Origin of the sequence: Rhodoferax saidenbachensis, assembly GCF_001955715.1 — a bacterium.
Classification (GTDB): Bacteria; Pseudomonadota; Gammaproteobacteria; order Burkholderiales; family Burkholderiaceae_C; genus Allorhodoferax; species Allorhodoferax saidenbachensis.
Map to the genome: position 1 here is coordinate 2,552,856 of NZ_CP019239.1, position 24,649 is coordinate 2,577,504.

21 protein-coding genes, 1 pseudogene and 1 riboswitch are annotated in these 24,649 nt (G+C 58.4%); of the genes and pseudogenes, 11 read left to right on the forward strand and 11 right to left on the reverse strand.

The genetic code is table 11. The features are described from left to right. Positions 1 to 10: 10 nt before the first annotated feature. Genes RS694_RS12210 through cysS form a run of 3 tightly spaced genes read right to left on the reverse strand, consistent with a single transcriptional unit; the run spans position 11 to position 3,065 of the window. Complete coding sequence (locus tag RS694_RS12210; protein ID WP_029709611.1) at positions 11 to 988, reverse strand: acetyl-CoA carboxylase carboxyltransferase subunit alpha; 978 nt, start codon at positions 986 to 988, stop codon at positions 11 to 13. 50 nt (positions 989 to 1,038) lie between these two features. Further along, positions 1,039 to 1,689, reverse strand: coding sequence for a DNA-3-methyladenine glycosylase family protein (locus RS694_RS12215; RefSeq protein ID WP_029709612.1), 651 nt, complete (start codon positions 1,687 to 1,689; stop codon positions 1,039 to 1,041). After that, complete coding sequence (gene cysS / locus RS694_RS12220; RefSeq protein ID WP_029709613.1) at positions 1,689 to 3,065, reverse strand: cysteine--tRNA ligase; 1,377 nt, start codon at positions 3,063 to 3,065, stop codon at positions 1,689 to 1,691. Before cysS ends, RS694_RS12215 begins: the two co-directional genes overlap by 1 nt. Before the next feature lie 184 nt (positions 3,066 to 3,249). Between cysS and RS694_RS12225 the strand changes: the two genes are divergently transcribed. The 5 genes from RS694_RS12225 to RS694_RS12245 are packed head-to-tail and all read left to right on the forward strand — an operon-like array spanning position 3,250 to position 7,585. Beyond that, positions 3,250 to 4,344, forward strand: a complete 1,095-nt coding sequence (locus RS694_RS12225) for a tetratricopeptide repeat protein (protein WP_076069636.1) — start codon at positions 3,250 to 3,252, stop codon at positions 4,342 to 4,344. A gap of 9 nt (positions 4,345 to 4,353) precedes the next feature. After that, positions 4,354 to 5,586 (forward strand): L,D-transpeptidase family protein, encoded by a 1,233-nt coding sequence (locus RS694_RS12230; protein ID WP_029707736.1) that lies wholly within the window; start codon positions 4,354 to 4,356, stop codon positions 5,584 to 5,586. Continuing rightward, positions 5,586 to 6,266, forward strand: coding sequence for a peptidylprolyl isomerase (locus RS694_RS12235; protein WP_029707735.1), 681 nt, complete (start codon positions 5,586 to 5,588; stop codon positions 6,264 to 6,266). Before RS694_RS12230 ends, RS694_RS12235 begins: the two co-directional genes overlap by 1 nt. A 3-nt stretch (positions 6,267 to 6,269) precedes the next feature. Next, on the forward strand, positions 6,270 to 6,776 hold the full coding sequence (locus RS694_RS12240; protein ID WP_029707734.1) for a peptidylprolyl isomerase: 507 nt from the start codon (positions 6,270 to 6,272) through the stop codon (positions 6,774 to 6,776). A gap of 17 nt (positions 6,777 to 6,793) precedes the next feature. Continuing rightward, positions 6,794 to 7,585, forward strand: a complete 792-nt coding sequence (locus tag RS694_RS12245) for a UDP-2,3-diacylglucosamine diphosphatase (protein WP_051391879.1) — start codon at positions 6,794 to 6,796, stop codon at positions 7,583 to 7,585. On the opposite strand, the gene RS694_RS12250 is transcribed toward RS694_RS12245, so the two are convergent. Continuing rightward, positions 7,560 to 9,182: an HD family phosphohydrolase gene (locus tag RS694_RS12250; protein WP_029707732.1), complete on the reverse strand. Its 1,623-nt coding sequence runs from the start codon at positions 9,180 to 9,182 to the stop codon at positions 7,560 to 7,562. The two genes, RS694_RS12245 and RS694_RS12250, sit on opposite strands and share 26 nt — an antisense overlap. Positions 9,183 to 9,266: 84 nt before the next feature. Next, the gene (locus RS694_RS12255; protein ID WP_241464022.1) at positions 9,267 to 12,002 is read right to left on the reverse strand and encodes a DUF349 domain-containing protein; all 2,736 of its coding nucleotides are present in this window, start codon (positions 12,000 to 12,002) and stop codon (positions 9,267 to 9,269) included. Positions 12,003 to 12,907: 905 nt separating this feature from the next. Here RS694_RS12255 and RS694_RS12260 point away from each other — a divergent pair. The 4 genes and pseudogenes from RS694_RS12260 to RS694_RS12275 form a co-directional block, all read left to right on the forward strand. Further along, positions 12,908 to 13,717, forward strand: coding sequence for a lytic transglycosylase domain-containing protein (locus tag RS694_RS12260; RefSeq protein ID WP_029707730.1), 810 nt, complete (start codon positions 12,908 to 12,910; stop codon positions 13,715 to 13,717). A 17-nt stretch (positions 13,718 to 13,734) separates the two neighbouring features. Continuing rightward, positions 13,735 to 13,861, forward strand: a riboswitch (ZMP/ZTP riboswitch). Positions 13,862 to 13,902: 41 nt separating this feature from the next. Next, positions 13,903 to 15,147 carry a serine hydroxymethyltransferase gene (glyA, locus tag RS694_RS12265; RefSeq protein ID WP_076069639.1) on the forward strand — a complete coding sequence of 415 codons (1,245 nt, stop codon included), beginning with the start codon at positions 13,903 to 13,905 and terminating at the stop codon, positions 15,145 to 15,147. Between the two features lie 100 nt (positions 15,148 to 15,247). Then, on the forward strand, positions 15,248 to 15,697 hold the full coding sequence (gene nrdR / locus RS694_RS12270) for a transcriptional regulator NrdR (protein ID WP_029707728.1): 450 nt from the start codon (positions 15,248 to 15,250) through the stop codon (positions 15,695 to 15,697). 198 nt (positions 15,698 to 15,895) lie between these two features. After that, positions 15,896 to 16,151 (forward strand): annotated as a pseudogene (locus RS694_RS12275) (IS21 family transposase); the annotation flags it as partial. A 99-nt stretch (positions 16,152 to 16,250) separates the two neighbouring features. On the opposite strand, the gene RS694_RS20870 reads toward RS694_RS12275, so the two are convergent. From RS694_RS20870 to RS694_RS20285, 6 genes are all read right to left on the reverse strand, one after another. Continuing rightward, positions 16,251 to 16,610 (reverse strand): type IV pilin protein, encoded by a 360-nt coding sequence (locus RS694_RS20870; RefSeq protein ID WP_276328879.1) that lies wholly within the window; start codon positions 16,608 to 16,610, stop codon positions 16,251 to 16,253. Between the two features lie 91 nt (positions 16,611 to 16,701). Continuing rightward, positions 16,702 to 17,226, reverse strand: a complete 525-nt coding sequence (locus RS694_RS12285; protein WP_029707725.1) for a pilus assembly PilX family protein — start codon at positions 17,224 to 17,226, stop codon at positions 16,702 to 16,704. Position 17,227: 1 nt separating this feature from the next. Then, on the reverse strand, positions 17,228 to 17,983 hold the full coding sequence (locus RS694_RS12290; protein ID WP_029707723.1) for a PilW family protein: 756 nt from the start codon (positions 17,981 to 17,983) through the stop codon (positions 17,228 to 17,230). Then, the gene (pilV, locus tag RS694_RS12295; protein ID WP_051391877.1) at positions 17,980 to 18,492 is read right to left on the reverse strand and encodes a type IV pilus modification protein PilV; all 513 of its coding nucleotides are present in this window, start codon (positions 18,490 to 18,492) and stop codon (positions 17,980 to 17,982) included. Before pilV ends, RS694_RS12290 begins: the two co-directional genes overlap by 4 nt. Further along, positions 18,483 to 19,040, reverse strand: coding sequence for a GspH/FimT family pseudopilin (locus RS694_RS12300; RefSeq protein WP_051391876.1), 558 nt, complete (start codon positions 19,038 to 19,040; stop codon positions 18,483 to 18,485). Before RS694_RS12300 ends, pilV begins: the two co-directional genes overlap by 10 nt. A gap of 8 nt (positions 19,041 to 19,048) precedes the next feature. Beyond that, positions 19,049 to 22,396: a pilus assembly protein gene (locus RS694_RS20285; protein ID WP_161631564.1), complete on the reverse strand. Its 3,348-nt coding sequence runs from the start codon at positions 22,394 to 22,396 to the stop codon at positions 19,049 to 19,051. 421 nt (positions 22,397 to 22,817) lie between these two features. Here RS694_RS20285 and ribD point away from each other — a divergent pair, with 421 nt between their 5' ends. Both ribD and RS694_RS12315 read left to right on the forward strand, forming a co-directional pair. Further along, a complete protein-coding gene (gene ribD, locus RS694_RS12310; protein ID WP_029707717.1) occupies positions 22,818 to 23,951 on the forward strand; it encodes a bifunctional diaminohydroxyphosphoribosylaminopyrimidine deaminase/5-amino-6-(5-phosphoribosylamino)uracil reductase RibD in 1,134 nt (377 codons plus the stop codon). Positions 23,952 to 24,008: 57 nt separating this feature from the next. Beyond that, the gene (locus RS694_RS12315; protein ID WP_029707715.1) at positions 24,009 to 24,635 is read left to right on the forward strand and encodes a riboflavin synthase; all 627 of its coding nucleotides are present in this window, start codon (positions 24,009 to 24,011) and stop codon (positions 24,633 to 24,635) included. Positions 24,636 to 24,649: the final 14 nt, after the last annotated feature.

Consider the following 24,649-nt stretch of genomic DNA (forward strand, 5'->3'; position numbering starts at 1 on the left):
AACCATCGCCTTATTTGGCGCTGGCCTTGGTGTCGGTGAAGCGGCCGTAGCTTTGCAGGCGCTCGTAGCGGCGGTCCAGCAGCTCCTTGACCTTGAGATCACTGATTTGGCGGTAGGCATCTGCCAAAGCCCGCTTGAGGAAAGCCGAAGCCTGCTTGTGGTCGCGGTGGGCGCCACCCACGGGTTCGTTGACGATCTTGTCGACCAGCCCAAGGGCCTTGAGACGGTGCGCGGTAATGCCCAGTGCATCGGCCGCTTCCTGCGCCTTGTCCGAGGTCTTCCACAGAATGGACGCACAGCCTTCGGGACTGATCACCGAATACACCGCGTACTGCATCATGATGACCTGGTCGGCCACCGAGATCGCCAACGCGCCGCCAGAGCCACCTTCACCAATGATGGTGGTGATGATCGGCACCTCAAGCTGGGCCATCTCAAAGATGTTGCGGCCAATGGCCTCGGACTGGCCGCGCTCTTCGGCGTCAATCCCGGGGTAGGCGCCAGGCGTGTCCACAAAGGTGAATACCGGCAGCTTGAACTTCTCGGCCAGCTTCATCAGGCGCAGCGCCTTGCGGTAGCCCTCGGGCTTGCTCATGCCGAAGTTGCGCAGGCCGCGTTCCTTGGTGTCGCGGCCCTTTTGTTGGCCCAACACCATGCAGGGCGTGCCGTTGAACCGCGCTAGACCACCCACAATGCTCAGGTCGTCGGCAAAGTGGCGGTCACCGTGCAGCTCCACGAAGTGCGTGAAGATTTCGCCCACATAGTCCAGCGTGTAGGGACGCTCGGCGTGGCGGGCGATCTTGGTGATCTGCCAGGGGCTCAGGTCACTGTAAATGTCTTTGGTAAGTTGCTGGCTTTTCTTGCTGAGCTGCTCGATTTCCGCAGAAATATCAACAGCAGACTCATTTTGCACATAGCGCAATTCTTCAATCTTGCCTTCCAGCTCGGCAATCGGTTGCTCAAAATCCAGAAATGTCTTCTTGGCCAATGCTTCTCTCCTTCTTGCGGCTGGGGCCCCCATGGGGCGCCCGTCACCGGTTAGTACGCTACTGGCAGCGGATCCAGCGAGCGCCAAATATACCAAGTTGCGACACTGCAGTACGGCGCCCAGGCGGCGGCCACTTCCCGGGCGTCGCTGCGGCTCACTACGTCGCCCGAAAAATAGTTGTGGCTGATGCCGCTGAGCAGCCCCTCGTCGTCCAGGGGCAGTACGTTGGGCCGCATCAGATGGAAGATCAGGAACATCTCGGCCGTCCAGCGGCCAATGCCACGGATGGCGACCAGTTCGGCAATGATGTCCTCGTCCGCCATGCCTTCCCAGGCCTTGACGTGCAGCGTGCCATTGTCAAAGTGCAGCGCCAGGTCCACCAGGTACTCGACCTTTCGCACGGAAAGGCCCGCGGCGCGCATATCGTCCACCTTGAGCTTGAGCACATTGGCGGCCGTCATGCGTTTGGGCAACAGCGCAAAACGGTCCCACACGGTCTGGGCCGCCTTCACCGAACTTTGCTGGCCCACAATGCTGCGCGCCAGCGTCACAAAAGCGTCGCCCCGGGTTTGCAGGCAGGCATCACCAAACTGGGGGATCAGGCGCTTCATCACCCGGTCTTTCTTGACCAGATGTTTGCAGGCCTCTTCCCAAAAATAGGGCGTCTGCTGCACGGGCAGCACTTTTTTGGTCGTGGCCATTACTGCAGCACTTCCCAAGTCGTACCAGTGGGAGAGTCCTTGAGAACAATACCCTGCGCCAGCAGCTCCTTGCGGATGCTGTCGGCCAATGCGAAATCTTTGGCGGCCTTGGCCGCAGCGCGTTTTGCAATCTGGGCCTGGATAGCCGTGTCATCCAGCGCGGCTCCCGCCTGCAGAAAGGCCTTGGGGTCTTGCTGCAACAAGCCCAGCACACCACCCAGCGCGCGCAGCAGCCCGGCCAGTTCAGCCGATTGGGTGCGGTTGACTTCGCTGGCCAGGTCAAACAGCACCGCCACCGCCTCGGGCGTGCCAAAGTCTTCATCCATGGCAGCCTTGAAACGCGCCGCGTAGGGATTGGCCCAATCAATCGCCACCACTGCCGGTGCCATCTGGTCCAGCGCGGTGTACAGGCGCTTGAGGGACTGGCGTGCATCGTCCAGATGCGCGTCGCTGTAATTCAGCGCGCTGCGGTAGTGGGCGCGCACAATGAAAAAGCGCACGGTTTCCGCGTCGTATTGCTTCAGCACGTCGCGGATGGTGAAGAAGTTGCCGAGCGACTTGCTCATCTTCTCGTTGTCCACACGCACAAAGCCGTTGTGCACCCAGAAATGCGCCAGCGGCTTGCCCGTGGCACCTTCGCTCTGGGCGATCTCGTTTTCGTGATGCGGGAATTGCAGGTCAGCCCCGCCACCGTGGATGTCAAAGGTTTCGCCCAGCGTGGAGCAGCTCATGGCCGAGCACTCGATGTGCCAGCCTGGACGCCCCGTACCAAACACGCTCGCCCATTTGGCGTCGGCCGGCTCTTCGGGCTTGGCGGATTTCCACAGCACAAAGTCCAGCGGGTCTTCCTTGCCATCCAGCACCGCCACACGTTCACCGGCACGCAACTCGTCCAGCGACTTGCCCGACAGCTTGCCGTAGCCTGGAAACTTGCGCACCGAATAGTTCACATCGCCGTTACTGGCGCGGTAGGCCAGGCCCTTGCCTTCGAGCTGGCCAATCAGGGACAGCATTTGTGGTACGTACTCGGTCGCACGGGGCTCTACCGACGGGGGCTCAATGCCCAGTGCACCGATATCGGCGTGCATCGCAACGATCATTTCGTCGGTGAGCTGGCGGATGGTGATGCCCCGCTCCAGCGCACGCTTGATGATCTTGTCGTCAATGTCGGTGATGTTGCGCACGTAAGTGACGCGCAGGCCACTGGCCTTGAACCAGCGTTGCACCACATCAAACGCCATCATCATGCGCGCGTGACCGATGTGGCACAGGTCATAAATGGTCATGCCACAGACGTACATACGCACGTGGCCTGCCTCGATCGGGGAAAACGGCTCCATCGCACGCGACAGCGTGTTGTAAATGCGCAAACTCATGGGTATTTCAGTGCGGTTGCGCGGGGCTACCATGCCCCGGCAAAGTCTCTAGCCGCTACGGTTCTCGTTAGAGTCAATCTTAGTGGTCTGCCACAGCAGGCAGCGCCACCCCTCAGCTACAATCCAGCGCAGTATATAGCTCCCATGCAGGGGGCCATTCCATGCGCAAGAATCAAAAGGCTTTATGAAGCACGCCCGTTCCCCCGTATCCCATTCCCTTCGCTTGTTGGCCCTTGCAGCCAGCATGATGTTCTCGGTGGCGCACGCTGACGAGTATGCGGACGTCTCCCAGTTGGTGCGTGCCGGCAAATTGCCCGAAGCACTCACCAAAGCCGACCTGTATCTGGCGACCAAACCGCGCGACCCGCAGATGCGTTTCCTCAAGGGCGTGATCCAGCGCGACGCCGGCAAAACCAATGACGCGATTGCCACGTTCAGCCGCCTGACCGAGGACTACCCGGAGCTGCCCGAGCCGTACAACAACCTGGCGGTCCTGTACGCAGGCCAGAGCCAGTTTGACAAGGCCCGCACCGCGCTGGAAATGGCCATCCGAACCAACCCCAGCTACGCTACCGCCCATGAAAACCTGGGTGACGTGTATGCCAAGTTGGCCAGCCAGGCCTACAACAAGGCGCTGCAACTCGACGGCACCAACCCGGCCGTGGCGCCCAAGCTGGCACTGATCCGCGAACTGTTTGCACCCGGTGCCAAGGGCCAACGCCCTACGCTGTCTTCGGCAACCACACCCACCGCACCTGCGGCTGCGGTGACACCACCGGTGGCAAGCAAGCCTCCGCCCACCCTGCCGGCCACCAATATCACCAAGGCGCCTGAAACCAAGCCGGCACCGGCACCCGTTGCATCGGCCCCCGTAACTGTCGCCCCGCCCGCCGCCACAACGCCGACACCTGCCCCCACCCCGCCTGCTGCTACCAACACGGGCGTCAAGGAAGCCGAAGCCGCGGTGCGCGCCTGGGCCGCCGCCTGGGCGGCCAAGGATGTCAAGGGCTACCTGGGTGCCTACGGCAAGGAATTCGACCCACCGGGATCCAAGACCCGCAGCGATTGGGAAGAAGAGCGTCGCCAGCGCATTACCACCAAAGCCACCATCACGGTCCGGCTTAGCAATCTCCATGTGACGGTCAATGGCAACAAGGCCACGGCCAAGTTCCGCCAGGACTACAAGTCCGGTAGCCTGGCTGTCTCCAGCCAAAAAACGCTGGATTTGGTGAAAAACGGCGAGCGCTGGCAAATCGTCAAAGAATCCAATGCCAGCTGATCCGCTGAAATGACACGGTTGTTTTTTTTGCCACTGTTGGCCGCTGTGCTGGTGGCGACTGTCCCGGCGGCGCACGCAGCGCCACAAGCGCGTACCGTCAAGGTCGAAGCATCCCGCCCCGTCCAGAAGAACAATGACGGAGTTGCCGAAGCCCGCCTGATCGAGATCTACAACCTGATTGGTCAGGCCCAGAACCGGACAGCTTTTGAAAAAGCCGAGGCCCTGGTCGAGGACCACCCGACTTTCCAGTTGGCACAACTGGTCTACGGCGACCTGCTGGCAGCGCGCACGCGCCAGGTCAAGACCTTTGGCGATGTGCCCGAAGACATGGCACGCAGTGCCAGCACCACGCTGGGCGAGCTGCGTGAGGAATCACAACGCCGCCTCAAAGCGCTGCGTGAACGCCCACCCGCTGGCTCCATTCCTTCGCAATTTCTGGCGCTGTCGCAGCGTTCCAAACATGCCATCGCAGTAGATGCTTCGCGCTCGCGGCTGTACCTGTTTGAGAACACGCCCACCGGCCTGCGGCTGGTGTCTGATTACTACATATCGGTGGGCAAGGCCGGCACGTCCAAGACGGTCGAAGGCGATCAGCGCACACCGCTGGGCGTGTACTACATCACCAGCAACCTGGACCCGAAGTCTCTGAAGGACTTTTACGGCTCGGGTGCCTTGCCCATCAACTACCCCAACATTCTGGACAGCAAACGTGGCAAGACCGGCAGCGGCATCTGGCTGCACGGCACACCACCCAACCAGTTTTCGCGCCCTCCGCTGGCGACCGACGGCTGTGTGGTGCTGGCCAACCCCGACCTGGAGCACATCATCCGTACGGTGCAGGTGCGCACCACGCCGGTGGTCATTGCGACCCAGCTGCAGTGGGTTACGCCTAGCAGCGCACGCGCCGAAAGCAAACCTTTTGAAGACGCGCTGTACGCCTGGCGCAATGCCAAGACGGCGGGCGACCTGAATCAGATTCTGTCTTTCTACACGCCGGACTTCACCAGCAACGGCAAGACACTGTCACAGTGGACTCCGACGCTGAAAACCGAAATTTCCAAAGTGCAAGGCCGCACCGTGCAACTCAAGGATGTGAGCTATCTGCGCTGGACCGACGCTGCAGACACCATGGTGGTGACCTTTGGCGAAGTCGCCGACGGCACCAAAACCGGCTGGACCAAGCGCCAGTACTGGATGCGCCAGGGCACCCAGTGGAAAATCTTCTTTGAAGGAACGCTGTAATGGCATTGCAATCACTGAGCCGCCGCCTGTGGGTCGCCGCATGTGCCGCCGCACTGCTGCCCCTGCCCGCTTTGGCACAGACTGCACCCCGTGTGAAATTCCAGACCACGGCAGGTGATTTCGTGGTCGAGGTCTACCCCGACAAGGCGCCCAAGACCGTAGAAAATTTTCTGCAGTACGTGAAAGACAAACACTACGACGGCACGATTTTTCACCGCGTGATTCCCAACTTTATGGTGCAGGGTGGCGGCTTTGACGCTAAGTACGTAGAGAAGAAAACCCGCCCCCCCGTGGTCCACGAAGGGCGCGAAGCCATGGAGCGCGGCGGCCTCAAAAACGTGACCGGCACGCTGGCCATGGCCCGCACCGGCGACCCGCAGTCCGCCACCGCGCAGTTCTTTATCAACGTGCAGGACAACGCGTTTCTCGACCCCACGGTGATCCCGCCGGGCGACCCGGTTCCCCGCTTTGAATACCAGGGCCAGGTCTACAAGGACATGCCCAGAGAACGGCTGGTCAATGCGCCCCAGCTGTTTGGCTACACCGTGTTCGGCAAGGTCGTGAGCGGCATGGACGTTGTCCAGAAAATCCGCACCACCCCCACCGGCGCCGGTGGCCCGTTTCCCACGGACGTACCGCGCACTCCCATTGTTATCAACTCCGCCACATTGGCGAAATAAATCATGAGCAATCCCCAAGTAGAACTCCACGTCGCCGGCTACGGTGTGATCACCCTGGAACTCGACGCTGACAAGGCGCCCAAGTCGGTCGCCAACTTCCTGTCCTATGTGGCCAAGGGCCACTACAACAACACCATCTTTCACCGCGTCATCCCCGGCTTCATGGTGCAAGGCGGTGGCATGGAGCCCGGCATGGCCCAAAAGACCACCGACGCGCCTGTCGAAAACGAAGCCAACAACGGCCTGAAGAACGCCAACTACACCGTGGCGATGGCGCGCACCAGCGACCCCCACTCGGCCACCGCCCAGTTCTTCATCAACATCGCAGACAACGGCTTCCTGAACCACACTGCACCCTCCGCCCAAGGCTGGGGTTATGCCGTGTTTGGCAAAGTGGTTTCCGGCACCGATGTGGTTGACAAGATCAAGGCCGTGAAGACCGGCCGCAAGGGTTTCCATGATGACGTGCCGAAAGAAGACGTCATCATCGAAAAAGCCGTCGCACTGTAAATCTGGCCACCCGCGGGATGGAACTTCTGGCCCCATCCCGCTGGCGCTGTGTCGATTGCATTTCAGACCTGCACCTGCAGGCGTCTGAACCCCTCACCTTTTCCCTCTGGCAGGACTACCTGACCAGCACCTGCGCGGACGCAGTTTTCATTCTCGGCGACCTGTTTGAAGTCTGGGTGGGCGACGATGTGCTGACGCAGGACAAGGGTTTTGAGAGCCAGTGTGTGGATGTATTGCGCCAGGCATCTGCGCGCATGGACATCTACATCATGCACGGTAACCGGGACTTCCTGATGGGCCAGGCGCTCATGCAGGCCTGCAATGCCACATTGCTCGCAGACCCCACCGTTTTTTCCTTCGGCCCGGAGCGCTGGCTGCTGACCCATGGCGATGCACTGTGCCTGGACGACACCGACTACATGCAGTTCCGCGCACAAGTGCGCAGTCCGCAGTGGCAACAGGACTTTTTGTCCCGCCCGCTACAAGACAGGCTGGCTTTTGCGCGCGGCCTGCGCACGCAAAGCGAAGCCCGCAAACACACAGGTGTTACCTACGCCGATGTGGACCACGCAGCCGCCAACGAATGGCTGCAGCGCTTGGGCGCCGACCAGATGATCCATGGGCATACCCATCGCCCGGGCCAACATGCGCTGGGCGCTGGGCGGAAACGGGTGGTACTGAGTGACTGGGATGGTGGTGCACAACCACCACGTGCCGAGGTGCTGCGCCTTTCCTTGACGGACTCCACGGATATGCCCGTGCGTGTGGAGCGGATATCTCCGGCTAGTGCTGCCAGACTTGCGGATTGACGTCGTCAATCTGCCAGGGGTCCAGAAACTCCTTGGCATAACGCAAGTACACGCCTTCTCTCACAAACACATCAAACAGGTCGGGATCGATGTGCCCGTTCATGCGGAACTTGTGCATGATGTCCATGGCCTGTGACAGTTTCATGCCCTGCTTGTAGGGACGATCCCGCGCGGTGAGCGCCTCAAAAATATCGGCAATCCCCATCACGCGTGCCTGCACGGACATCTGGTCGCGTGTGAGGCCCTTGGGGTAACCCTTGCCGTCCATGCGTTCGTGGTGCCCACCGGCGTACTCGGGCACATTTTTCAGGTGTTTGGGCCAGGGCAATTGCTCCAGCATTTTGATGGTGGCCACGATGTGGTAATTGATGGTGTCACGCTCGGCCGAGGTCAGGGTGCCCGCGCGGATGGTCAGGTTTTCAATCTCGTCGGCACTCAGGAATTCCGTTTCGAGCCCGTTCACATTGCGCCAGACATGGCCAGTACCGATATCGCGCACACGCTGCAGGTCGGCATCTTTCATGAACTCGGCGCCCATATTGGTGCTGCGAAGGAACTCACGGTCTGCGTCCAGTGCGTCGATCTTGCTGCGGGACTGCGCGTTGATCCGTGCTTCGGCGGCGGCATCCTTCTGGTCACGCAGTGCCAACTGCGCACGCAGCGCCGCAATTTCCTGGTCACGCTTGAGAATTTCAAAACGCGTGTCCAGCAGGTCAATGCGGTCAAACAACGTTTGCAGCTTGGTGGCCTTGTCGACTACATGCACCGGGGTGGTGACCTTGCCGCAGTCGTGCAATAGCCCGGCGATCTTGAGTTCGTAACGGTCCCGGTCGTCCATGCTGAACGCGGCCAAAGGGCCTTCCCGCGTGGCATTGACCGCCTCGGCCAGCATCATGGTCAGCGCTGGCACGCGCTGGCAGTGGCCACCGGTGTAATGGGACTTTTCGTCAATCGCCAGATTGATCAGACTGATGAAGGCTTCAAACAGCGTTTCCAGCTGCGACATCAAACTGCGGTTGGTGATGGCAATGGCCGCCTGCGAGGCCAGCGACTCCGCCAGGCTCTGGTCGGCGCTGGAGAACGAGACCACTTCTCCGCTGACCGGGTGTTTGGCGTTGATGAGCTGCAGCACACCGATCACATCACCTTCATGGTCCTTCATGGGCACGGCCAGGAAGGACTGCGAGCGGTAGCCGGTACGTTCGTCAAACTGGCGCGTGCCCGAGAAGTCGAAGTTCGGCTCGGTGTAGGCGTCGGCGATGTTGACGGTCTGGTTGTGGATGGCAGCGTAGGCAGCCACCAGTGAATCGTTGGGCTGGCCCTGCGCGTCACGCAAGGGCAAGTTGGGGAAGTTGATGGGCTTGTCGGAGCTGCCGCCCATGGCAATGTGCAGGGAGTCGGTGCGCAGAATCTCGAAACGCAGCGCATCCCCGTCCGGGGTCATGCGGTAGAGGGTGCCGCCGTCGGCATGGGTGATGGTTTTGGCCGCCACCAGAATGCTCTCCAGCAGGCGGGTGATGTCACGTTCCTTGGACAGGGCAGTGCCAATGGCATTCAACTGCTCCAGGCGCCGCAACAAGTCTTCTATTGAATCCACCGGTGTATCCCTTGTTCAAGAATGCATGCGCAACAGGTACGCCGGAGGATTGTTCCACATCTGCGCGCACTTGCGCGCGCTTCTTTAGCGCTTGAGCAACACCTTGAGCACGTTTTGCACACGGCGTGCATCGGTCGCGCTGAACTCGCCTGCCAGCACGGCCGCTGCGTCGTCACCCCAGGTCTGCGCCGGTGCCGGGTCGTTGCGGCGCGTGAGCAACTGGAGCTGCAGCATGCGCCGGGCGTTCAGGTGTTCTGCCGGAGTGGGCACCTCGGCCGCCATTTCCAGGCGCAGCAAGGCTTCTTGCGGATTGGGCGCTTTGGCCGGAGCAGTACCGCCCAGTGCCTGCACCCAGGCGGTGCGGGTAGCAGGTGTGGCACGCCCACCCAGGTCCTGCGCGCTGGGCACCAGCGCCGCATCGCGCTTTTCCCAGGCAGTGAGCAACTGGGTCAGTGCTTCGCCATGGGCCTGGGCAGCGAGCTTGCGCAACGCCTGTTGCGCGTTTTCCAGCGCGTCGCGTTGGGCACGGAATGCGGTGTCCCCCAGACGTGGGGCTTCTTGCCACGCCGCTTGGCGGGGCGCACGGTCGTCACCGCGTCCAAAACCATCTTGTCGGCCGGCGGGTTTGCCGTCACGCCCATCACGACCACCACGCGGGCTGCTGTCCTTGCGGTCGCCCCACTTGCCGCCACGCCCCGCAGCGGGTGCCGGGGCTTCTTTTTTCATGCCGGGGCGGTCATCGCCACGCATGGCAACCACGGGTTTGGGGGCCGGTTTCGGAGGCACCACGGGCTCGGGTGCGGGCTGTTCTGCTGCGGAACCCTCCTCTGCCGGCGCCTCATTTGCTATGTTTTCTGTAGCTACTTGCGCAGTCTCCTCGGGGGCTGGAGGCTGATTTTGCTCAGATTCTGCGGCCGCAGCCTTGGCGGCACTCTCCTGGGCACCGGCCGCTGTGACTTGGGCTTGCGCCTGGGCTTGTCCGTGCAAAGCCGCATCGAGCGCAGCCATGGCAGTCCGGATGGCCTGGGCGTCACCGCTGGCGTTGGCCGCTTCTAGCGCTTTGGCGGCATCCAGCACCACACGGTCGCGTGCGCCCAGCGCAGTTTCGGCTTTTTCGCGCTCGGCGGTCTTGCGGTTGAAGGCGTCGTCAATCGGCTTGCGGAACGCGTCCCACAGCTTTTGCTCCTGGCGGCGGTCGATTGGCACTGCGTGGGCCTGGGCCTGCCAGCGCTGCTGCAGTGCCTTGACGGCGTCAATGCGCAACATGGGCGCGTCGCCCAAAACCCGCGCTTCGTCGATCATGGCGTGGCGCAGGGCCAGACTTTGCGCCTGCAGGGCTTCCAGCGGAGCGGCGGCATTGGAGATGGCGGCTTTCCACAGGGGCTGCAGTTCGGCAAAGGTCTTTTCGCCCACGTGCCCACCTTCGCGCCAGCGGTCGCCAAACTGGTGCAGGATGCGGTTGAAGCCCTTCCAATCGTCGTCCAGCGCGGTACGGTTGGCCTCGGCCCAGGCATTGACCTCGGCAATCAGGGCCAGGCGCTGGGCCTTGTGCTCGGCAGACTCCGCCTTGATTTTCTCCAGCCAGGCTTCGACCACCTTATGGGCTTCGTTGCAGGCTTCGTCAAAACGCTTCCACAGCGCATGGTTCGGTACGCCGCCCTGGTCGGTTTGCTTCCACTGCTCGCGCAGGGTGCGCAAAGATTCCTGCATCTTGCGTCCACCGATGGTCTGGCCTTCGGGGCGTTTGAGCAGGCCTTCGGCCTTGGCCACCAACTCTTCGCGCAACTGGTCGGCGCGCCAGCGCTGCCAGCCCTCCAACTCGCCCGCTGCTGCCAGGGCCGCATGGGCCTGGTTTTCCAGCTTGTCGTCGATGACCTTGCCAAATTCCTTGAGCGCATGGCGCAGTGCGTTGGCGGCGCCGGCGCTGGCTTTGCCATGGCCCTCGCCCACTTCCTGCTCCAGCGTGGTCAGGGCTTCGCGCACCACGGCCACGGCCTTGGCGCGGACTTCGGGGTCGATCTTGGGTTTGGCTTGTTTTGGCGCTGCCTCGGCAGGCACACCGCGCGCGATGCGCAACTCGTCGGCCCACACCGGAACTGGGGGTAACGCTGCCGCACCGTCCTGGGCTGCAGCCACAGCCATCGCCAAAGCGCCTTGAAAAGCATCCCACACCACCAGCAGCTGGCCGCGTGAAGCGTCCAGCAGCGGCGGGAACTTCATGTCCACACTGCTCCAGTTGGCATCGGCCGTGAGTTCAGTCGCCTGGGTTTGCCAGTGTTCGACGTCGGTACGCAGCGTGTCGACCACCGCCTGGGCGTCTTTCCAGGGCTTGGTAGATAGGACTTCAATACGCTGGGCCAGCAAAACAGCGGCTTCGCGCTGCACCTGCACCCGGTGTTGCAGGTCCTCGATCACACGCACACGCTCGGCGAGCTGGGTTTTCAGGGTGACCAAGGGTTCTTTGCTCAGGGGCGCACCGGCTTTGGCGGCATCGCGCTGCCAGGCCAGGGCGTCGGCCATGTTGAGTTTTTGCAGGTCCAGCAAGGTTTGCGCCTTGGCGGCCCACTCGGCACCCAGTGCCTCCTGGCCCTTGGAACGCTTGGCTTCGTCGAGTTTTTCGCGCACCAGCTTGGCGGCGCCTTTGTCCCGGGCGCTGAGTTCCTTGAACACCTCGGCCAGTTGGTCGGCTTCGGGGTTGCCCTGCAGCCACTCCCGGACCCGCGCAGCGCGTTCACCGGACGTGGGGGCAGAGAAAGCGCCACCGGTGAGACGGTCTAAATGGGCGGTATCGTTATGTTTGGCAGGAGTAGGCGACGTCACGGTGGGCTTCAGAATTAGGTTGGAAGGTAAAAAGCAACCGCGTATTTTCACCGCGAATTGCAGGGAGCCCCAGTGTTTTTGCCCACACGCAGATTTGAGGAGCAACGCGTGGTCACGCCGGACACTCAGATTTCATATGATTTTTGCCTCCAGCCCTTATGGATATTGCGCAAGCAGCTATTAAATAAATAGCAAACTGACACGCCAACAGCTTGCAGGCGCGCTCCGGCGCTTCCCAAGGAACAACCCCCTCGCCTACATATATATAGAGGCTGCGCAAAATCTCTAGGGAAACGGGTGCAAAAAACAGAAAGCCCGGGCCCGAACCGAAAGGTCCTGACGCCGGGCTCGACGGCTGACCAAAGGTCCATGCCGTCAGGGCTGCCGCCGGGGAGATTGAAGTCCCCAAGCGGACTAGAAGCAATGGATTGCCTCCTTGAATTGTCGGGGCCGCTTTATCGCAAATACCTTTTCAGGCACGGACTGGCTACTGCCGACAGAGCGCTTGATGACTCAAGCAAGAGCAGTCTAGTGAGCCCCCCACCCGATTGCAAATCGACTTTTCAATGGAAAAGCGGCCCGTGATTGGCAGATTTACCGGCTTGAGGAAAGCGCCGCAAACCCAAGCCAGGCTTGAAAAAAACCGCTCATACGATCAAAAGTAGAATAACAAACCTATTTAATATTGTTGACTCGGTATAATAGACCCACCTAGAATCCGCCCTGTCCCGAATTTGAGTACGGACAAACCCGCACCCGCTGCCGAACCCGGCATATTCAAATCGCTGCACATGTCGATACGACGCCGCAGGATATTGATAGCGTACCAACCCAAACGAGGTGTCCGAGCCGCCCCGCTGCATGACAGCGCCAAAGCCCTGGCCCCCGCCAAAGAAGGAAGAGCTATGACAGCGACTCAAAAATTCACCAAGGGCTTGCGCATCTTCGCGAGCGACATTGCCCAAGGTTTCTTTGAAATCACACACAACGGTTTTGCCCTGCTGGGCCTGGCCGTCATGTTTGCCGTGATCACCCTCACGGCCCGCCCCGAAATCCGCCAGGCTGGCGAAATCCAGCTGATGGGCTGGCTGCAAAACCGTCAAACCGCCCTGACTGGCATTGCCACGGACATGGAAGCCAATGACCGTGCCACCGCAACCAACCCCCAAAGCCTGCCCAAACAGCAAGCCGCGGTGGCCTACTGGCTGAGCAAAAAGTACAACATCGCGCCCGAACCCCTGAGCGCGCTGGTAGCCGAAGCCTATGAAACCGGTGCCCGTACCAAGCTGGACCCGACGCTGATCCTAGCCATCATGGCCATCGAATCCGGCTTCAACCCCTTTGCCCAGAGCCCGGTGGGCGCCCAAGGCCTGATGCAAGTCATGACCAAGGTCCATACCGATAAGTACCAGGACTTTGGGGGCAAGCTGGCCGCATTTGACCCGGTGACCAACCTGCGCGTGGGCGTGAAGGTGCTGCAGGAGTGCATCAACCGTGCTGGTTCGCTGGAAGGTGGCCTGAAATACTATGTCGGCGCCGCCAACCTGGAAGACGACGGAGGCTACGCCGCCAAAGTCATGGCAGAGTACAACCGCCTGCAAGTGGTGGCGACAGGCCGATCTGTCCCCATGGCCCCCCCCCAGGTGATTCCGGTCCACATGCCGACCAAGGCGCCTGTGGCTGCAGAAAACGTGGCCAGCTTGGCCAACTCGTAAGCGGCGTCGGGTAAACTCGCCCTGCACGCAACTGGCGATAGGCGCCGGGCCCTCCAAGGCCCATGGCGCTGACGTGGGACACCACTGGGAAGCGTGCCGCAACCCTCTCGGGCTTGTGATCAGCCGTTCGCCTGGGCAGCCCTGGGTCTTGTCGACCCACAGGCCCTTTGTCTTTTAGGACTGCCATGTACGACCGCAATATCCTTGTTGAACAAGCCGACCCCGAACTGTGGGCATCCATCCTGGCCGAGAACGCACGCCAGGAACACCACATTGAGCTGATCGCCAGCGAAAACTACGCCTCTCCCGCCGTCATGGCCGCCCAAGGCAGCCAACTGACCAACAAATACGCCGAAGGCTACCCCGGCCGCCGCTACTACGGTGGCTGCGAGCACGTGGACGTGGCCGAGCAACTGGCCATCGACCGCATCAAACAGATTTTTGGTGCCGAAGCCGCCAATGTGCAACCCCATTGCGGCGCCTCTGCCAACGAAGCCGTTTTCCTGGCTTTCCTGAAACCCGGCGACACCATCATGGGCATGAGCCTGGCCGAAGGCGGTCACCTGACCCACGGCATGGCACTCAACATGAGCGGCAAGTGGTTCAACGTGGTGAGCTACGGCCTGGACGCCAACGAAGCCATCGACTACGACGCGATGGAAAAGAAAGCGCACGAAACCAAGCCCAAACTGATCATCGCTGGCGCTTCCGCCTATTCCCTGACCATCGACTTTGAGCGTTTCGCCAAAGTGGCCAAGGACGTGGGCGCCATCTTCATGGTGGATATGGCGCATTACGCAGGTTTGATCGCAGCCGGTGTGTACCCCAACCCCGTGCCCCACGCCGATGTGGTGACCTCCACCACCCACAAGAGCCTGCGCGGCCCCCGTGGCGGCATCATCCTGATGAAAGCCCAGCACGAAAAGGCCATCAACAGCGCGATCTTCCCTGGCCTGCAAGGCGGCCCGCTGATGCACGTGATTGCTGCCAAGGCAGTCGCATTCAAGGAAGCCATGGCGCCCGAGTTCAAGACCTACCAGCAACAAGTGGCCCGCAACGCAAAAATCGTGGCGGAAACACTGACGGCCCGCGGCCTGCGTATCGTCAGCGGCGGTACCGACAGCCACGTGATGCTGGTGGACCTGCGCTCCAAGGGCATTACCGGCAAAGAAGCCGAGGCTGTACTGGGCGCCGCCCACATGACCATCAACAAGAACGCCATCCCCAACGACCCCGAGAAGCCCATGGTCACCAGCGGCGTGCGCATTGGCACCCCCGCCATGACCACCCGCGGCTTCAAGGACGAGGAAGCCCGCGCCACAGCCAACCTGATCGCCGACGTGCTGGACAACCCGCGCGATGAGGCCAACATTGCGGCTGTACGTGCCAAGGTGCACGCGCTGACCTCACGCTTCCCGGTCTACGGCTAAGCCTCATGGCAAGCGAAAACGCTACTTTTTTAATAGCTGCTTGCGCTTGCCCCATAAGGGCTAGAGACCTATTTGGCACTGAATTGAGCGCCCCTACCCTATGAAATGCCCCTTTTGCAGCCACTCTGAAACCCAGGTCGTGGAGACCCGGATTTCTGAGGATGGGGACTTCATCCGCCGCCGCCGCCAGTGCGGATCGTGCGAAAAGCGCTTCACCACCTACGAGCGCCCGGACGTCAACTTTCCGGCCATCGTCAAAAAAGACGGGCGCCGTATTGAATACGAACGCGTCAAACTGCTCGCCTCCATGAACCTGGCCCTGCGCAAGCGGCCCGTGAGCACCGAGCAGATCGACAGCGCCATCGAGCGCATCGAAGAAAAACTCCTCAACCTGGGCCTGCGCGAAGTCCAGTCCACGCGGATCGGAGAACTGGTGATGCGCGAACTCAAGAAGCTGGACAAGGTCGCTTATGTGCGCTTTGCCAGCGTTTACCGGAGTTTTGAGGATATTGACGAGTTCAAGACGTTGGTGGATGAGGTGCAGCGGTAGGCAAAAAACGACGGGGGGGGGCGTCGCAAAAAGCATAAATGACAAACCGACCCGTTGAGCCCGCGACATGTGGGGGGTGAAGTGGAGCCCCGCTGTTGAATTCCGTCGAAATCTGACCCACTTAGAACAGTAATTTCCATTCAAAACTGACCCACGTAGGACCTACCCTGCTAGTTTTTAAAGCAGGGGAACTTAGGAGTGATAAACGTGGCGACATTGAATGTCATCAGGCGTTGGGCATTGCGAGAGAACATGTCCATCCGCGAGATTTCCAGGCGTACAGGCATGGCTCGCAACACCGTAAAGAAGTACCTGCGATCCGATGAGACTGAGCCCACCTATGCAAAGCGGGCCAGCTCTGGCGAGCTCGACCCCCTATGCCGAAAAACTGGCTACCTGGCTGGGAATGGAGGCAAAAAAATCGCGAAAACAGCGGCGCAATTTGAAGCGGATCTAGACAGCCTATACTTCCTGCGCTGGCTTTACAGGGTCGGCATTGCTATTTTGGGGCTGGTGACATCGATGTCCTGTTTTAGGGCAGCCCGCTACTATATTAGAGAATCCACTTGCTGGCGGTGACGCTATTGGTCTTGGCACCTGTGTTGTCAAGCGTTTGCGTGCCGTCACTGGCTTGCGATCCCACTGGTGTGGCGGTAATTGAGAACGAGTTATTGGTATTTGGACAAGTGGCTACAAATGTATAGAAAGCGGTATCCACTGGCGCCGCAGCACCGCACCCAGCTGTGCCCGCAACAGCCGTGTAACGCCCATTGGTTGTGAAATAACGCTCTTGATTTTGCGCGGCTGAGACCAATTGCTGCTGAACCTCGGTGCGCCGTGTCTTAACGATGTAGCTTCTGTAGGACGGCAGCGCGATCGAAGCCAAAATACCAATGATGGCTACAGTGATCATGAGCTCGATCAACGTGAAGCCACGGCTCCGACCTTGGCCACTGCTGCGGCTTGGCTGGTCGCTAGAGGCATGTTTATTCATCATTTGAATTTCAATCTGTTGGACACACATAAGCAATCGTTTGCAACACCACGACACTCGCAGAGTTTTTCCCCTCTCCCCTGCCCATCACACTATAAGCCTTGCACGTGCTTTTGGAGCTGAGAGCGGGAGTAAAGGCGACGTTGTTCAGCCAGTTAATTAGGTATTTTGCAGAGGACTTTTGTCCCCCTGCAGCCACTAGCTCCTTAGTAACGTCCACAGAATCGGTGGGGCTCCATACACTGGGCATCGTTGCACTCGCAATTGCCACACCCGTTCCTACGGTATTGGTGTTTACGCATCCCGTATCGAGACATACTGTCGAGTTTGCCTGCAGTTTTGCGAGCCCCTGGGTTATGGCCTGTTCCGCCGCCAATTTGGCCAGGTTGCGGTCCATGGCGTTGCCCGCCATGCGCTCACCCATCACGCTCACCCGCATGCCCCCCACAGCCAGCAGCGACACTACCATCAGCAAAATCATGGTGACAATAAGCACAAAGCCTTGCTGTTTTTTTTGTCTTGGTGAGTAGATCATATTAGCGATTCCTTAACAACACCGTTGTGTTGAAGGTGCGGTACAACTTGCGGTCGTTCTGTGTATTGGCAATGGCGGTTCCTGCACAATCCGACACATTCGCGCCTTTGACAATTGAGGCGTCGGTAGCCTCCGTGCGAAGCATCCAACAAACCTTGACCGCCACAATCTGGTCGGCCGTTACACCACCCGGCAATGCACTGACGTAAGAATCTACGATGCAATCACGTGGCTTAAGTAAGGCAACGGAGGTGCCACAGCCCAAATTTTCATTCGTTGCCGCTGGTCCGGTGTCAATTCCAAATTTGACTGAGAAATCGACAAGTTCAGTACCATTGCCAGCCCCCGCCGTTGCAGGCGCAATCCAGTCAACCGCATCACAGATCAGTTTAGGCAAAGTCGCATGCTTCCTAATCACTACCGTTTGATCGGCCACGGCGGGGGTTGAACCGTCACACACCATTTGATTGGCGCCGTCTGACCTGAACTTGACCGTAATAACATTAGCCGCAATGCCAATGCGGTCTGCGGCAACGGCGTTGGAGGGTGTTTCTCTATAGCCCGCTTGAGAAATGACCCGCTGCATCATAGCGTTACCAAACCGGCCGTCCTCGCTCAGCCGGTTTTGCATCTCTTGCACCCGTGAATTAGCCTTGGACGACACGTAAACCTCTGTTACCGCCACCATAGCAACCATGGATATGGCAATGGCGATCAAGAACTCAATCAGCGAAAAACCACTTTGCTGCGTTTTCATTCGATCACCATGCTGTAGCTTGAGTTGGTAGCAGTACCTCTATCGTCCAACCATGTGATGGTCAGCGTGTAGCGGAAATAATCAGTCGAGCTGCTCGCCGCCTGTACCAAACTATAGGTAGCGCCGGGCAACTGTTTTTGCAGCAAGGCCGCCCACTCTCTCATCTCTGTGGTGACCAATGCTGCATTCGTACTACGGTCTTTGGGGCTGGTTTGTTGTGCGGCGCAAGTCACCGTAGTGAGATAAATAGTGCATAGAGAAAAGTCAGGTGGTGCGGGGGGCTGCGGGTTCGCATCCACATTGACCATATAGGGCGTGCGAATGGCGCGAATACGATCCGCAAGATCATTGCCAAGGTCTACAGCAATGCTGCGGTAGTAGGCACTGTCATTCATGGTGACGGTTTTAGTTTGCATACCGGCCAAGCCCAGCAAGCCAAAGCCGAGAATGGTGACTGCCACCATGACCTCGATTAACGAGGCACCAGATTCGGTTCTATTTATGGACATACCGTAGTACCAATGCGTTTGCTGATGTGCCCCGACAGAGACACATCAACCAAATGTTGCTTGCGGTTAGGGGTACAAAGAACGAAGCTCGTGGCAGCCGTGGCACTGCCAATGGTGCCTGAGAACTCTACCGAAGTTGCAGCGGTTGTAACTGTCAAATCTGAACTGGCCACCGAACGCTGCGTAATAGCTTTCGCAGCCCCGGCATTGGCGGTGTCCTGATAGATCGTTATCCACCCCGTAGACCAAGCACCCGCTCCAGCAGCGCAGGTTAATAGAGCATCGGTATTGGGGGCAGCGGATGGGCACACCCGGAAATTGTTGCGCTGCTTAACCGCCTCAGTCCGCGCCAAATTGAGTGTGCTGACCAGCATGTCTGATTGCGATGCCAGGCGCGCATCGCGGATCAAATCGATCATGCTGGGCACACCAATGACAAGCAAGATAGCGGCAATGGCCAGGGTCACCATCAACTCGACCAAACTGAAACCCGTCTGGTGAGTCTTGTTGGTGATTACGGCTGCAGGGGAAAATTTGGAGAGCAACATGAACAGCCCTACTTTATTTCACGCCATGTGCTGGACTCAACTTTGACACCAGTTGTAGGCGCCTTGTTGAGCTTACGGCACGAAACACTATCACTGCCCACTGTTCCACTACATACAGTTCCTTCGTCCCCGGAATCTATCCGGGGGATCATCGTCCCCTGCGTGCCACCACCACCGTAGCCCTTACCAACGCCCTGCGAGTTGGCCTCGCGCATGGCAACAAACCCACCAGAACCATCATAAGGGTCTACTCCTACCAAGGGCGCAGCACTGGTTAGTGCAGATGATGTTGCGATAAAGGTAAGCTCAGTGGGAATACCTGGAGTCTTAAAACCACTAGCGTAGGCAGCGCCACTAGGAAACGCCAATCGGTCGGCAGCACTCGACTTGCCGTCTAGATTGATATCAAGAAAAGAAAAGGCGATACCAATGGAGGGTTTTTGATTATTCTTGGTAACTACAGAACCCGTAAGGGGGTTCAGACCCATGATCCACCCATCCCCCCCCGGTGTGCATTTTTCCGTTGCGATGGGGATACCTGTTCCGAAATTAACTCTATTGTTATAGATCCGAGGCGTTATCACCATGCGCTCTGACAATGTAGGCAAATTTATATACCAACCCAACATGGTTGAGGCAGGGTCTGTAACGTCAATATCGTTGGTACTCACTTTACGGTAAGTCCCCCCCGCAGCATTGGTGCCTGCAGCCAACGTGTACTCATCGGTGATGGTTTGCTGCTGGAAATTACTAGCAATGGTCAGCGTTGTTATTGAACTGGCCATTTTGTCCAATACGCCATACAAAGCCTGGGTCGTTGTCGTGCTGCGATCAGCATCTTTAAGCAATTGGCCAGTGCCGAAAAGCACCATATTGCCAATACCGGTGCCAGTCGATGATGCCACTCCTAAACTAGCTGGGCGCATGGTAATAGGCTGCCCGGCTGGGGCCTTAAAAATAGGGACCGCAATGCCGCCTGCATTGGTCGCTACTTTAAAGTCAGCTGCCACGTCGGCCGTCAAATCAAAACGCCACATATTGCCATTGACGTCACCAGCATAGACATAGTCCAAGATGCCGTCTTGCGCAATGTCAACTCCCCAAGGAGCGGAAAGGCCTTGGCTTATGTAAGTTCCCGAAGTGGGTAGGCTTATTTTTTTCAATAAGGTCCCATCATCGGCCTTGACAATATATAGCGCTGACGTATTCGAAGCGGTTTTTTGCCCGCCTGAAGCAGTGTCATCAAAGCTATTTTCATATCCGTTGGAAAAAATAACTGCAGGTACCGTTGTTGTTGCCGACGTACGCACATTAGATATGATCGGCAAACCCATGGAGTAACCTATTTCTGAGTCATTGACGTCCGTATAGTCCCACTTAACCATAGTGGTCGCTGCACCAAGGCTAGTCGTATTCGTGACATCCAAAGCGTAATGACCTTGTCCACCTTGACCCAGACCACCCACAACCATGGTCTTCCACGCACCAGCAGCACTGGGTTTATAGTCAATTGGATTAGCAATAGATCCATTGACATGGTAGGTGTGATCAGTGCCACCACTCACACCATAATCTGAGGCCGTTAACGCTTTCAGATGAGGAAAAACGCCAGAAGGAATATACGCCGCCAGCTCGGTCATATTTCCGATATTGAACGCGTGCAACATGCCATCATTGGCACCAACAAGCACCATATTGCGCGCGCTGTTGGCGGTTTTGAAGGCGTTGTAGTCTGCGGCGTTGGTGAACCCCCCAGGAGGGGTCACTACTACAGGCTGCCCGTCAACAATGTCGCCCAAAAAGGACTTAACACCGTCCACAATGGGGCGTGACCTGAATCCGGCAATGCCTTCTACTCCACGCAAAAACTTGATCGTGTTCTTTTGAGCAGTAGCATCAGCGCCAAGCACCGCTTTCTGATTAGCGGTCATCGCTGTAAAGCCGGTCGAATCGTTAAAAGCAAACGGTGTAGTAACTCCAGCTACAACTTTCGACGAGTAAATATTTCGACTCGTCTCTACAGGAATAACAGCTTTGGCATTTGGCGTGCATGCCGCCCCGAGGGCATTGTTAACCAGGTTAAAACAACGCAACTCTCCATACCAACCATTGGGATTGAAAACCGGTTGAAAAATATTGTTTCCTACAGTGGTCACTTCACTCTGGGCCGCAACACCGCCTGCATTGGATGTGGAAGCATTGATGCTGTTAATGACCCCAGCCAGCGAACTGGCTAGCTGTGCTTCATTATTTGCGTTGTAGTACCTCCCGCCACCTACTACGGCCGCAGCAGGCAGAACAGCATTAGCAACCGTAAACCCTACCGTATAGGTTGCCAAATTTTGTTTAAAGAAGGGGCTTGCATCAAACGACCTTCCATCCAAGTCCGTTCCTCCGACCCGCAAATCGGCCACTTGTCCAAATTTGGCAATATCCCGCAGCGCGCGAGGCCGGTTAGTGCCATCACCAAAACTTGCAGCTGCGGTAAAAGTACCGCTCGTCGTTTCCAGTCCGGCAGGGCAATTCACGGTTTGATCATTCCCCGTCGTCGTCCCATCTCCGACTGTACATACATTCATAGTTCGAGTAGTCGCCGCACCAGTCGCATCTCTTGAGGTGTAGGTTTGGGCAGCAAACGTTTCATCGTCAGTGGCATCACCGTCCGTAATGACCAGGGCAAAATTTTTCTGACAACGGTACTGGATAGGGCTGGTGTAAGTTCCTGTCTTATAGAGAGAACTCATTCCGCCAAAGTACCTCGTTATTTCAAGCAAACCCTCGCCCAGTGGCGTTGAGGTTCTTCCGTTAAGGGCCGAAATGGCGGCAATCAGACTGGCTTTATTGGTCGCAGCCATCGCGGCTGTCGTGTTGGGTGTGGGCGACGGATAGGTCCGTGCGGTCAAATCCTTGATGTCAGCGCGCTTAATGGACCCCTGCCCCCGCTCCGGGCCACCGATTGAGCCGACTTTATCTTCAAATGAGAATAATCCAAAACGGATATCAGGGTTGTTGTTTACCAAGTTCGTCACCACTCTTTTGGCAATGTTCATTTTGGTATTTGGCGAAGTCACCATGCTGTCAATCTGAGTTCGGTAACCGTTCGTGTTGTTATCGACGCAGTTATTCCAACCGGCCGTATTGGAATTACAAACCCCCGTCAGCATCCACGCATTGTTTTCATCCTGCAACATGCTTCCGGATGTATCGATGAAGAACATCACGTTTGGCGGCACTGATGTTGACAGTGAGGGTGGCAAAGCCGGGTACGCTTCTGCAGCATAACTTGTGGAAACTCCGGCAGAAAAAGCAATAAGAATCGCCAAATTGACCGTCTTTAGCTTGAAATGCTGAGTCATCTTGAGTGCTCCAAAAACGTGATGTGCTACTAACAACAATACAGACACAGCAGGACTGCCGATAACTGAGGTTAACTGTCTTGCCGCAAAAAGGAAGGACAAATACGAAGATTGGTGCAATTTGCGCGACAAACGGTTGGCTGGCCGCATCGGGCCCCTAATTTTCATACCCTACGGCCGTGTGTGCTGTCGGCTGGGATTTAGTTAAAACTCCGGTAGTAACAAGTAAGTGCCGCAACATCACCTTTCATGCAGCCCCGTCGACCACTGCGTACACGATCGTTGCAACCCCCACGGGAACACATACTGGATATAGTTGTGGCATGTTGTCTCTGGACAATTGCAATTTATAGGGGGCTAATGATCAAAATTACCGAAGCGACGTTGCGCGAAACTACTGGGATAGGTAAAGCTTGCAGCCATGAATGATGCAAAATTTTTTGGCCTAGCGTTCTCAAAGGTTCGTGACTCGCACATCTCATCAAACCCCAATCCTAGTGTCGGATGTGTGTTGATCGCATTAGATGGTTCAATTCTTGGGGAAGGACTTACGCAACGCGCAGGCGGCCCCCATGCCGAAATCATGGCTTTGCGCGATGCAGCGGCCAAGGGCCACTCCGTGCAAGGTGCAACCGCGTACGTCACGCTGGAGCCCTGCTCCCACCACGGGCGTACCGGCCCCTGCTGCGACGCGCTGATTCAGGCAGGTATCAAGAAAGTAGTCGCCACCAACACCGACCCTAACCCGCTGGTCGCGGGCCAAGGCTTTGCGCGACTGCGGGCTGCGGGCGTGGAAGTGGAGGTGCTCCACCCGAGCGATCCACTGGCGATCCAATCTCGCGAACTCAACATCGGCTTTTTCAGTCGCATGGTCCGCAAAACACCTTGGGTGCGCCTGAAGGTAGCTGCTTCACTGGATGGCAAGACCGCATTGCCCAACGGGGCCAGCCAGTGGATCACATCTTCCGAAGCGCGCACCGACGGGCACGCCTGGCGCGCCCGTGCTTGCGCCGTGCTGACCGGTATAGGCACTGTGCTGCAAGACCAACCCCGACTGGACGTGCGCCTGGTGGAAACACCACGCCAGCCGCATCTGGCGGTAGTAGACAGTGACATGCAAACTCCGCTGGACGCTCCTCTTTTTATAGCTGGTCGCGCAGTATTCATCTATGCTGCAGCCAAAAATGATGCCAAAGCCGAAGCCCTGCAAGCTCAGGGCGCAACGATCATCTACCTTCCCGGTCACCATGCCGATGGCACGCCTACTGGCAAGGTCGACCTGGCCGCCATGCTGCGTGATCTGGGCAAACGCGAGATCAATGAGCTGCACGTGGAAGCCGGGCACAAGCTCAATGGTTCCCTGGTACGCGAGGGCTTGGTGGACGAGTTTCTGGTCTACCTGGCCCCCAAACTCATGGGGCAAGGCGCCGATATGGCGAATTTCGGGCCTTTGACCGCGCTGAATGACGCCCTGCCGCTGGAGTTCAAATCGACCGAAATGGTGGGGCCAGACCTGCGCATCGTCGCCCGCGTTACAGGCCGCGACCTCTTTTAGCGCAGAAGATTTTCCCTTAGGCCCGGACATCGCCCCAATCCCTGCGAAAATGCGGCCATGTTTACCGGAATCATCACCGGCGTGGGGCGCATCGCCGCCGTTCACGCCTTAGGCAGCTCTTCTACGCACGGCAAGCGCCTGACCATCACCTGCCCTGCGGACTACCTGGACGACGTGGGCCTGGGCGACAGCATTGCGCTCAACGGCGCCTGCATGACGGTCACCACGCTGGACGTGGCGCAGCAGCAGTTCACCATCGATATTTCCGCCGAATCGCTGGACAAGACCGCAGGCCTGGATGCCGTGGGTGCCATCAACCTCGAAAAAGCCCTGCGCGCCAATGACCGGCTGGGCGGTCACATCGTCTCCGGGCATGTGGATGGCATCGGCACGGTAAGCCACTTTGCCCAAGTGGGCGAAAGCTGGGAACTGCGCGTGCTGGCCCCCAAGGCGCTAGGCAAGTACCTGGCCTACAAGGGTTCCATCACCATCAACGGCGTGAGCCTCACGGTCAACCGTATAGCCGACGTGGCCAACGGTTGTGAAGCCAGCATCAACCTGATTCCCCACACGGTAGAGAACACCGCGCTGGGCGCACTCACTGCTGGCTCCGCTGTGAACCTGGAAATTGACACCGTCGCACGTTATGTGGAGCGCATGATGACCGCGCCCACAGCGGCCTGAAGCCTATTTAAATC